This window comes from Kitasatospora sp. NPDC023176 (assembly GCF_055560495.1).
Genome location: NZ_JBVHIP010000041.1, coordinates 62,031 through 71,908 on the forward strand (window position 1 = coordinate 62,031; position 9,878 = coordinate 71,908).

The 9,878-nt window shown below is 70.3% G+C and carries 9 protein-coding genes and 2 pseudogenes; 5 read left to right on the forward strand and 6 right to left on the reverse strand.

Annotation, left to right across the window (positions count from 1 at the left end):
• Positions 1 to 56: 56 nt before the first annotated feature.
• Entirely contained in the window at positions 57 to 2,879 is a 2,823-nt protein-coding gene (locus ACZ3YL_RS36300) for an AfsR/SARP family transcriptional regulator (RefSeq protein WP_465661743.1), read from the reverse strand.
• A 1,103-nt stretch (positions 2,880 to 3,982) separates the two neighbouring features.
• On the opposite strand from ACZ3YL_RS36300, the pseudogene istB reads away from it, so the two are divergent.
• A pseudogene (gene istB / locus ACZ3YL_RS36305) lies at positions 3,983 to 4,769 on the forward strand (IS21-like element helper ATPase IstB).
• A 10-nt stretch (positions 4,770 to 4,779) separates the two neighbouring features.
• Here istB and ACZ3YL_RS36310 read toward each other — a convergent pair.
• On the reverse strand, positions 4,780 to 5,145 hold the full coding sequence (locus ACZ3YL_RS36310) for a hypothetical protein (protein WP_465661745.1): 366 nt from the start codon (positions 5,143 to 5,145) through the stop codon (positions 4,780 to 4,782).
• A gap of 306 nt (positions 5,146 to 5,451) precedes the next feature.
• Between ACZ3YL_RS36310 and ACZ3YL_RS36315 the strand changes: the two genes are divergently transcribed.
• Positions 5,452 to 6,234 (forward strand): hypothetical protein, encoded by a 783-nt coding sequence (locus ACZ3YL_RS36315; protein ID WP_465661746.1) that lies wholly within the window; start codon positions 5,452 to 5,454, stop codon positions 6,232 to 6,234.
• Positions 6,235 to 6,327: 93 nt separating this feature from the next.
• Here ACZ3YL_RS36315 and ACZ3YL_RS36320 read toward each other — a convergent pair whose 3' ends face one another.
• Together ACZ3YL_RS36320 and ACZ3YL_RS36325 are read right to left on the reverse strand one after the other, a co-directional pair.
• Positions 6,328 to 6,948: a hypothetical protein gene (locus ACZ3YL_RS36320; protein WP_465661748.1), complete on the reverse strand. Its 621-nt coding sequence runs from the start codon at positions 6,946 to 6,948 to the stop codon at positions 6,328 to 6,330.
• Between the two features lie 68 nt (positions 6,949 to 7,016).
• On the reverse strand, positions 7,017 to 7,388 hold the full coding sequence (locus ACZ3YL_RS36325) for a hypothetical protein (RefSeq protein ID WP_465661750.1): 372 nt from the start codon (positions 7,386 to 7,388) through the stop codon (positions 7,017 to 7,019).
• Positions 7,389 to 7,468: 80 nt separating this feature from the next.
• On the opposite strand from ACZ3YL_RS36325, the gene ACZ3YL_RS36330 reads away from it, so the two are divergent.
• Together ACZ3YL_RS36330 and ACZ3YL_RS36335 are read left to right on the forward strand one after the other, a co-directional pair.
• Positions 7,469 to 7,861, forward strand: coding sequence for a hypothetical protein (locus tag ACZ3YL_RS36330; protein ID WP_465661752.1), 393 nt, complete (start codon positions 7,469 to 7,471; stop codon positions 7,859 to 7,861).
• Positions 7,858 to 8,358, forward strand: a complete 501-nt coding sequence (locus tag ACZ3YL_RS36335) for a DUF6228 family protein (RefSeq protein WP_223241691.1) — start codon at positions 7,858 to 7,860, stop codon at positions 8,356 to 8,358. The genes ACZ3YL_RS36330 and ACZ3YL_RS36335 overlap by 4 nt, the downstream gene beginning before the upstream one ends.
• A gap of 9 nt (positions 8,359 to 8,367) precedes the next feature.
• On the opposite strand, the gene ACZ3YL_RS36340 is transcribed toward ACZ3YL_RS36335, so the two are convergent.
• Positions 8,368 to 8,709, reverse strand: coding sequence for an ATP-binding protein (locus ACZ3YL_RS36340; RefSeq protein ID WP_465661754.1), 342 nt, complete (start codon positions 8,707 to 8,709; stop codon positions 8,368 to 8,370).
• A gap of 22 nt (positions 8,710 to 8,731) precedes the next feature.
• A pseudogene (locus tag ACZ3YL_RS36345) lies at positions 8,732 to 8,977 on the reverse strand (IS982 family transposase); the annotation flags it as partial.
• Here ACZ3YL_RS36345 and ACZ3YL_RS36350 point away from each other — a divergent pair.
• Entirely contained in the window at positions 8,938 to 9,267 is a 330-nt protein-coding gene (locus ACZ3YL_RS36350; protein ID WP_465661756.1) for a hypothetical protein, read from the forward strand. The pseudogene ACZ3YL_RS36345 and the gene ACZ3YL_RS36350 overlap by 40 nt on opposite strands.
• Positions 9,268 to 9,878 lie beyond the last annotated feature (611 nt).

A 9,878-nucleotide genomic window follows, 5' to 3' on the forward strand; every position in this document is an offset into this window, starting at 1 on the left:
CCCCGCCGGCGCCGCCCGAGGGCCTCGACCCCCGGGCGGCACCGGCGCGTTCACCGCTAGAGGTTCCCGAGCCGCTCCAGGCCGTCGAGGCCCTGCCGGAGCAGGGCGGGGATGCCGTGGGCGCGGCCGATCTCGGCCGCCTGTTCATAGCAGGCGCGGGCCTCGGACTGCCGGCCGAAGTGGGCGTGGGCGCGGCCGCTGATGACCAGGGTGTCGGCGATGCCGCTCATGTCCCCCAGCCGCCGGCGGATCGTCAGGGACTCGTCGAGTGCCGCGAAGGCCTCCTCCTGCCGGTCGAGTCCGCGCAGGCAGTCACCGAGGTTGGCCAGGGCCACGGCGGTGTAGGTCAGGTTGCCCCGGCTCCGGCAGCGTTCGAGGAGCGCCCGGAAGTGCGTGAGCGCGGCGTCGAAGTCCTCGATCTGCAGGTACGCCTGGGCCAGGGCGGCGAGCACTCCGATCCCGCCCTCCTCCCCTCCGCCCTGCTGCTGGAGTCCCCAGGCCACCTCCGCGTACGCCAGGGCAGCCCCGTACCTGCCCTGCTGGTTGTAGGCCATGGACAGGTTCCCCAGGATGACCGCCTTGCAGACGTCGTCACCGTGGTTCTCGAAGAGGGCCAGTGCGGCTTCGAGGGCCTCGATCGCCTCGTCGTTGCGGTAGGCCATACCGTGGGACGCGCCGAGCCGGCGCAGTGTCCAGGCCTGGCCGAGCAGGTCGCCGTGCTCCTGGGCGGACTTCAGCGCCAGGGTCAGGCACGCGTCCCACTCGCCGGTCCACCAGAAGGTGTGCGCGTACGCCATCAGCCAGACCGCGAGTCGCCAGGTGAGATCGGGGCGAGAGGAGTCCGCGGCCCTGCGGATCACCTCCTTGATGACGGGCAACTCCTTAAGGCACCAGTCCAGCGCGTGCTGGGGGTCGGTGAAGGCGGGCGCCGGTACGGCAGGGGGTTCGGCGAGACGTGGCGCTCTGGACGGATCGACGGCCGTGCCGGCCGACTCCAGGGCGACCGCGTACCAGATGCCCAGCCGCAGGGCGGCCGCGTCGCGCGCCTCGGCCGGTTCCTCCGCACGGACCCGCTCCGCCGCGAACTCCCCCAACAGGTCGTGAAACCGGTACCGCAACGGCTCCGGCGTCTGCACCAGGTGGACGTCCGCCAGCCGTTCGAGCAAGTCGGCCGCGTGCTCCCGCGGACGGTCCAGCAGGGCGGCCGCGGCGTCCACCCCCAACGTATGGCCCGCCCACAGGCCCAGCAGCCGAAACGCACGCGCAGCCTCGCGCTCCGCAGGGTCGTCGCTGTCGCGGATCGCGAGGTAGCTGGTGGCAAAGGTGGCGTCGACGGCCAGGCTCCCCACGGACAGGGCGCGCAGCCGGCCCCGGCTGTCCTCCACGCGCTCGGCCAGGGTACCCAGGGACCAGGCCGGCCTGGACGACAGCCGGGCGCCGGTGATCCGCAGGGCGAGGGGCAGGCCCGCGCAGGCGGCCAGCAGACGGAGCGCACCGTCGGGATCCCGCTGGATCCGCTCCGGCCCGCAGAGCCGGGAGAGGAGGGAACGCTGTTCCTCGACGTCGAGCGGCGCCAGGGAGAACCGGACGCTCGCCGGCAGGTCCGTGAGGGTGTTGCGGGTGGTGACAATCACGGCGCTCCGGGAGCCTCCCGGCAACAACGGAGTGACCTGGGCTGCGTCTCGGGCGTTGTCGAGCACCAGCAGGACCCGGCGGTCGGCCAGGGCGGTGCGCAGCAGCGCGGCCCGGTCGTCGGTGTGCTCGGGAAGCGGCCGACCCGGTCGGCCGGGCCCGGCCGACCGGTCGTCCAGGGCCGTGAGCAGGACGGCGAGCAGCTCGTGCGGATCACGTGCGGGGGCGGCTCCGAAGCCCCGGAGGTCCGCGTACAGCTGGCCGTCCGGGTAGTGGTGCTTCACGGCGTGGGCGGCGTTGACGGCAAGAGCGGTCTTGCCGATGCCGCCCATTCCCGAGACGACCGCCACCCGGGGCACGTCGGCGGCGGGAGGGGCCTCGAGCAGGCCGGTCAGAGCCGCCAACTCGGCTCGGCGGCCGGTGAAGTCGGCGATTCTGGAGGGAAGTTGGGCCTGCACGTCGAGCACGGACGGGGTCGTCGTGACTGGCTCGGGCGCAGCGGGGCCATCCCTGAGCACCAGTTCGAGGACGTTCTGCACACCGACTCCGGGCTCGGTGCCGAGCTCCTCCACCAGTGTGCGGCGCAGGCGCTGGTGGGCCGCCAGAGCCTCGGAGCGCTGCCCGAGCCGGTGCAGGACCAGCATCAGCTGGGCGTGGAAGGCCTCGTGCAGCGGGTGCTCGCCGGTCAACCCGGTCAGCTCGGGCACCAGGCCCCGCACCTGACCGAGGTGAAGCTCCGCCTCGATCCGCCACTCCAGCGCCTGTAGTCGGGTGCCCTGCCACTGCTGGCGTGGCACCTGCGCCTGCGGCAGGTCCGGAAACTCGAGCAGCGGTACGCCGCGCCACAGCGCGAGCGCCGCCGTCGACTCCCGTCGCACCGAGGCCCAGTCCTCGCGCATCAGCGCGTCACGGGCACGCCGGACGCCCAGGTCGAAGAGCTGGGCGTCCAGTTCACCGTCGGCGACCCTCAGCAGGTAGCCGAGCGGTGTGGAGCGCAAGCGGTCGCCGGGTGCGTCATCGAGCTGCGTCCGCAACCTGGCCAGCATGTTGTGGAGCGAGGCGTTCGCCGAGGCCGGCGGCCGGTCGCCCCAGAGTGCGGCCTTGAGCCGGTCCGGCGGGACCGGCCGGTTGGCCTCCAGCAGCAGTGTGGCGAGCAGGGTGCGCACCTTGGGGCCGCCGACCGCCCGCTGGTCGCGATCGGTGTTCCCGGGGCGGACGACGAGCGGGCCGAGTAGGCCGAAGTACATGGTTGATCCCCCGATCCGACATCTCGCGCCATTCATCCGAGCGAGATGATCAAGACCACCGTAGGGGAAGGGGCGGCCCGGTGTTCAAGGGGATTTCTCACGGACCGGGCTCGGACCGGGATCAGCTCGGAGCGCCGGCCGGCGCTCCGAGCCGTCCGCGGTGCGGCGCCGGTCAGGGGTGGGCTCGTCCCGATGGTGAACACGAGCAACAGGCCCCGCCCCCGAGGCTACCAACGTCATCGACCTCATGGACGCCCTGCGCCAGAGCCTGGAGAGCGCCCGCAAGGGCGAACACGCCGAGAAACAGGGCAGGACCAGCGCCGGCCGGACCCAGGGCGCCCGCACCGGCCACTCCCCCAAGCCAGCCGGCGCCAAGGAGAGCACCGCCGCCAAGGCCGGCCGCGGCGAAAGGCGTCCTGACCGACGCGCGCTTCGGCATGGCATTAACGGCTCGAGTTGGCCGCACTCTTCCGGTCCGAGTTGGCCCCACCGGTGGGGCGTACGGGAGCGTTCGGGGCTTGTTCCGGCTTGAGTTGGCCCCACCCCGGCCGGTTGGCTGGGACGCTCGGTGCAGGTCGCCGTGAGGGGGCGATGCCGGGTGGCGTCCTCGAAGGAAGAGCTGTTCCTGCAGATCCGCCGAGACTCCTGGCGGCAGGGGTCGTCGGTTCGCGCGCTGGCGCGCACGTACCGGATCCATCGGCGACTGGTGCGTGAGGCCCTGTCCTCGCCGGTGCCGACTCCGCGGCGCACGCCCCGGCGGCATTCGCCCAGGCTGGAGGTGTTCAAGAAGACGATCGACCAATAGCTGCTGGACGACCTGGAGGCTCCACCGAAGCAGCGTCACACCGTGCAGCGGATCCTGACCCGGCTTCGGCAGGAGTGCGGTGCCGAGATCGCGTACTCGACAGTGTGGGACTACGTCCACCAGCGACGTCAGGAAATCGCCGAGGCCGCCGGGGCAGCTCCAGCCGCAGGGTTCGTGATCCGGCACAACCAGCCCGGCATGGACGCGGAGGTCGACTTCGGCGAGGCCTGGGTGGACCTGGCCGGCGAGCGCACGTCGCGGACCAACTCCTGCACCACCGACCCGGAAGGGACTCCTGATGAATGGCCCGCACCACACCCTGACCGAGCGTGCTGCAGATGCCGCCATCGACACTGCCTGTCGCGTCCTGCGGCTGCCGACGATGCGGGCCCAGTTCGCCGATACCGCCTCCCGCGCCGAACGCGAGCATCTGTCCTACCGCGGCTTTCTTGCCGAGCTGCTGATGGCCGAGTGTGAGGACCGCGACCGGCGCCGGTCCGAGCGCCGCATCCGCGCGGCCGGCTTCCCACGCTCGAAGTGGCTCTCGGATTTCGACTACAACGCCACCCGAACGTCACCCCGGCTCAGATCCACAATCTGGCCACCTGCGAGTGGATCAGGAAAGGCGAGCCGCTCTGCCTGATCGGCGACTCCGGCACCGGCAAGTCCCACCTGCTGATCGGCCTGGGGGCGGCCGCCGCCATGGCCGGGTTCCGGGTCCGATACGCGCTCGCTGCCAAGCTGGTCAACGAACTCGTCGAGCCGCCGACGAGAAGCAGCTGACCAAGACCATCGCCCGATACGGCCGCGTCGACCTCCTCTGCATCGACGAGCTGGGATACCTCGAACTGGACCGCCGCGACGCCGAGATGCTGTTCCAGGTTCTGACGGAACGTGAGGAAAAGAACAGCGTGGCCATCGCCTCGAACGAATCGTTCGGAGGCTGGACCAGGACCTTCACCGACCCCAGGCTCTGCGCGGCCATCGTCGACCGCCTCCTCTTCAACGGCACCATCATCGAGACCGGCACCGAGTCCTACCGCCTCGCCCAGACCAAGGCCAAACAGCAGCGGAACCCGAAGTAGGCCCACCGGCTCAGGCCTGGTAGGCCTGCTCCTTCCACCAGGTGAAGTCGAAGTCACCTTCTTCCATCGCATCGAGTCGATGCAGAACATGGCTGATGAACTCTGCGGGGAGCTTGACCGAGTGGTCGCTCACATAGTGGCTGAGTCCGCTGGGCCATAGGAACTCGTCGTCCATCCGCTCGGCATTGCCGTTGACGCAGTGGCAGATGCGGCACCGGGAAAAACCCATGAACTCGCGTCCTAGCTGGCCCTGATCGAGGTACATCGCGACCAGCCATCGCTCTTCTTCGTCCCATTCATCGTCCACCAGTGGCACCGGATCCGGCAGCTCCGGTGCACGCTCAGACCTCCAGAAACCCAGTGCTCTCAGAGTCATGTCCTCCCCCTCCCGCGCGTCAGCACCGACCGCGCCCTCCACCTAGTGACGCAGAGCATTCTCCCACCCCGGCCGAACCGAGCTGGGGCCGTTTCGCGCCGGAAGACGGGGCCGGCTGAGGCCGGAACGATCCTCACCGTAGTCGCAGGGTGGAGCCAGTTCGCCCCGGAAAAGTGGGGCCACTTCAGACCGTTAACGCCATCGGCAACCAGTCCGGCACCGGACCGCCTTCGTGTCGTCGCCCGTGCGGGTGACAGGACGGATGCGCGCTGGCCGCGGTGGTGCATGCCGTGCGGTACTGGGCGGATGCGTACCAGCAGGAGGGTGCTGCTTGCCTGGGCCGCCGTGCTCGCCCTGCTCCCTGCGGCCCCTGCCCACGCGGACTCGTCGTCGACGGCGGGCACCGGCCACCGCCGGGCCGGTGTCGTAGATCCCGGGGTGCTGCGGCGTCAGGGCGAGCTGGAGCAGTTGGCCGACGCGGTCCTCGGGGTGAGCGAGGGCCAGCGCGCGTACGTGCCCGGCTACGCCGGGCACGCCATCGACCCGGAGCTGGGGCACCTGACGCTGTACTGGCACGGCGACGTCCCCGAGCACGTGACCGACCTGCTGGCCCACGCACCGGCGGGGATCGCCGCGACCGTCCGCCAGGCGCCCTACTCCCTGGGACGGCTGCGTGAGGCGCGGTACCGGCTCGTCGCAGCCGCCGAACGCGGTGAGGACGGCGCGGTGTGGAACGGGGCCGGGCCCACCCTGGACGGCGCCGGGCTGACCGTCGCCTACACCCCCGACAGCGCTGGCGCCCGCCCTGCGCTTCCAGCGAGTAAGTCGCCGCGCGCCGCCGAGCTCGCTGGTGTTCCGGTCCACGCCTCGCCCGCGGTCGCCCCGGCGGGCCGCTGGAGCCCGGCTGTCGAGGGACTCGGGCAGGGTGCCGTGCGTACGCAAGCGGGCGCCCAACCACCAGATTTGGCCGGGCGCCCTCTCTTACTGCGCGCGTCAGCCGGCCATCTTCATCCTGGGTGGTGGTGGTCACGGGCGGGCCTCTGTGTCGTGAGCCGCGCCATCGGTGGCGGCGGCATCGCCGAGGAGTAGCAGGGCATGATCGGCTCTGCCCCCGGAAATACCATCTGCTACCCACCGCAGCAAGCCGTACCCAGCGGGTGCACTGCTCCCGCTGACGTCGGGCTAAAGACCGAACTCGGCGTAGGTGGCTGTGGATCCGAACCGGGTCAGCAGGCGCCGGACGCCGTCGTCGTCGAGACCGAGAGCGGCGCCTGCAGCTTGCGGGGTCATCTCGTTCCTGACCGCGCGGGCCGGCCAGTGGCCGACCTGACCGGCTACCAGCTCCAGCTTCCGGGCCGCCCGCAGCGCCGCCACCGGGGAGGTGCTGCCCAGCTTCTCGATCTCCTCCCCCAGTCGGCGAAGCAGGTCGGTGACCCCCTCCGGCAATGGCACCGTTGCACGCTCCACCTCGGTGATGTGCTCGTCCCACTGCTCCTGGCAGGTGTCCGCGACATCGTAGGCCTGGTCGCCGAACTCCGGCTCTTCCCCTTCGGGTTCGTCCACATCGGCGGGCTGAGCGGGACCGCTCCATCCGCAGGAGCACACCGCGCGCAGCGCGTGAGCCTTGGGGGCGAGGCCGAAGTGCCCTCCGGTGTAGGCGGTCCAGAACGAGGTCGTCGGTCCGCCGCCGCCATTCGCCGTCATGTAGGTGACCGGGCGGGGAACGGTGCCGTCTGCCAGCAGCACACCGACCCGGCCTTGGTGCGACGCCCCGAACTCGTCCGTCGTCCACGTCTCCTGCACAGCGGCACCCCTTCTCCGGCGTCAGCCTGACGCGCGCCCGCGCTGCGGGCGGCGGGATCGACGATCCCTCAGCAGTTGGTCGTGGCGCCACCGAAACGGTGAAAATCCATCCTCCGGCGTCGGGGCACGGTACGGCAGAACGCGATCCCGCACCCCGCCTGCCCGGCAGGTCTCCGGTGGGCGACGGTGGGTCGAGAGGGCGTCCCGGGGTCCGGGGCCCAGCTGGTAAGGCCCCGGGGAGAAGATCCGTGTCGGTCGACCTCGACGTAGGCGACGAGGACGACCGTGCTGAGCAGCTCGGAGACGTAGGCGATGCGGACGCCGTCCTTGGCGTAGTCCCGGACGGGACTGTGGGCACGCGCCTGGACGCCGACGGTCCGAGGATTCAGCACAATCGTCTCCAGGTGCGGGTCGAGGCGGGTGAGCGCGGTGGTGTCCATCGCCGCGAGCTTCCGTTCGGCGACCTCATGGAGGGTGGTGACCGCGCGGGTCGCGGCGCCCGCGGCTGTCGGAGGTCCGGATGCTGCAGATCACCCACGTCGACCCGGTGGCCCAGACGCTCCGGCTCGGAAAGCGGCCCCACCCCGTCCCTCTGGACCCGGCCTCCTGGACGGTGTTGCACCGCTGTCTCGCTCACCGTGCGGCGTGGCCGACGGCCGACCCTCATGTGATGGTCACCAAAGGGACAAAGGCCGGGAGGCGTCCGGCGTCAACTGCCTATCTCTCCGATGTCCTTGACGACTGCGGATACCCGCCCCGGATGATTCGAAGCACCCGGCTTGTCGACCTGGCGAACACCATGGACCCCAAGCTCGTGGCCGCCGCCTTCGGGATGGACCCGCAAGCCACCCTGATCTATCTCGCCGATCACGTCGATGCCTCCCGCCTGCCCAGTCGAGCAGAATCGCGATGACTTCCGACGCGAAGCCGTCTACTGTCCAGCGGATGAACGCCAAGGACACCGAGCTCACCGATACGTCGGCCGTCATCGTCCGCAGCCAGGACGACCCGACCACCCAGGTCAGGCTCTCCGACCGCTACTTCCCCGACGAGTACGGGACCGGCTTCGCGGTGGAACTGCACGCTGAAGGCCTCCAAGCCCGGCTCGACTCGGTCATCACCTGGGTCTGGGGGCCCGAGTACCTGGCTGACTTCCTCGACAAGCTCGCCGCCGACTTCCGCGGCTGGGAGGGCGAGCGCACCTGGAGCACCCACCACCTCGCCCTGCGGGCCGTCTTCCGGTCCGGTGGCCACGTCGGCCTCACCTGGACTCTCCGGCCATGGACCACCCGGGAAGACTCCTGGGAAGCCTCGGTCACCACCTGGCTGGAGGGTGGGGAACAGATGACCGCCCTTGCCGTAGACGTCCGTCGGTTTCTCGACCGCGGCAATCCAGCTGGAACCCGTTGAATCTCGCCGTCAGCTCGCACAGGTTCGCCGGAACATGTGCGCTTTGGTGAAGGGTGAGTTCGTCGCGACGGCCGTGGCCTTTCGCTCCTCGCGCTCGGTGAAGATCTGGAACAGCGGCTTGGCGCCCTTGCGGTCCAGGTTGAGGTAGCCGAACTCGTCCAGGCACAAAAGATCGATCTTGCTGTAGCGGGCGATCACGGAGGACAGGCGGCGGGCCGCGTCGGCTTCGGCAAGTTCGTTCACCAGCGCCCTGGTGGTGGTGTAGCGCACCGACAGGCCGGTCCCGGTGATCGCAGTGCCGATGCCGATCAGCAGGCGGGACTTGCCGGTGCCGGAATCGCCGATCAGCACTAGATGATCGATTCCAAGGGGTTTAGTGGTCGTAGGCGGTCAGTGCCCGCATGACCGGCTGGCCGGTGTGATCGTTGTGCCAGATGGCGGCGGTGAGCGCGAGGATCCGTTGGAGGACGCGGACCGTGCCACCGCCGGGTGTGCGGCCGCGGTGGCGTTCGAGGTCGAGTTGTCCCTTGAAGGTTTCGTTGATCGACTTGATGACCTGCCGCAAGGGTTTGAACAGCTGTGATCCGGCCCGCTCGGCTTCGCCCTTGCGGGCCGGTCGCGGCCGCACCCCGGCCGGCCACCCTGCACGAGCTGCGCACCGCCCTGTCCCGCTACGGCCTGCCCGGCGACCGCGACCTGTTCGAGCGGAACCTGGCCGCCGCCCTCGACACCTCCCCGATCGGCGACCTGACCGCCGTCGCCGAGGTCATCGCCACCTACCGCCACCGCCTCACCCTGCGCACCAACCCGGAGGCCATGGCCTCCCTCGCCGCACCCATCGGCGGCCAGCAGTGGACCCCCGCCGCCGAGACCTTCGCCCGGCTCCGCGCCGCCTGCGGCGACCGGTGACCGACCAGCCCGAACACCCGGCCCGCTGCACGTTTTCGTCTCCGACGCCGCCGAGCAGGCACTGGCCGCGCTGCGCCCCGGCGAGCTGGACGCGGTCGAGAAGCTGGTCGAGCGCCTGGCGGTCTTCCCGCGGCTGGGCATTCCGGTGCCGGGCGGCACCGATCCGGAGGTCGGCGACTACACCGCCCGCACCGATCCGGCCTCCGACTCCGGCGACCGTATCAGCGTCGCGTATCGCCTACATGAGGGCATGTCCGCGATCTTCGGCCGGGTGTGGTGGCGGTCTCAATGGCGGTCACCTGGTGTTGACCCAGCGTGGTGGCGGTGGGTCGGTCGGTGATGTGGCGGGCGCCTGATGGGTGAGTGCCCTCACACGTGAATGCGGTGCACGACGGCGGATAGTGATGTCCGTTTTGTGTGACTTTGAGGTTATTTGATGGTGGGCTGACGAGTGTTTGCGCAGGCCAGAAGGGTCCGTGAGGATCGTCGCGCTCGGGGCGGACCGCCGGTCGAATTGGTGCCGGCTCTCTTCGACTACGACTGCGGATCGTAAGAGGGGGTCTTGGCGACCGCCGATCCGGTCTGGCAACTTGGCATTTGTCGTCAGCCAC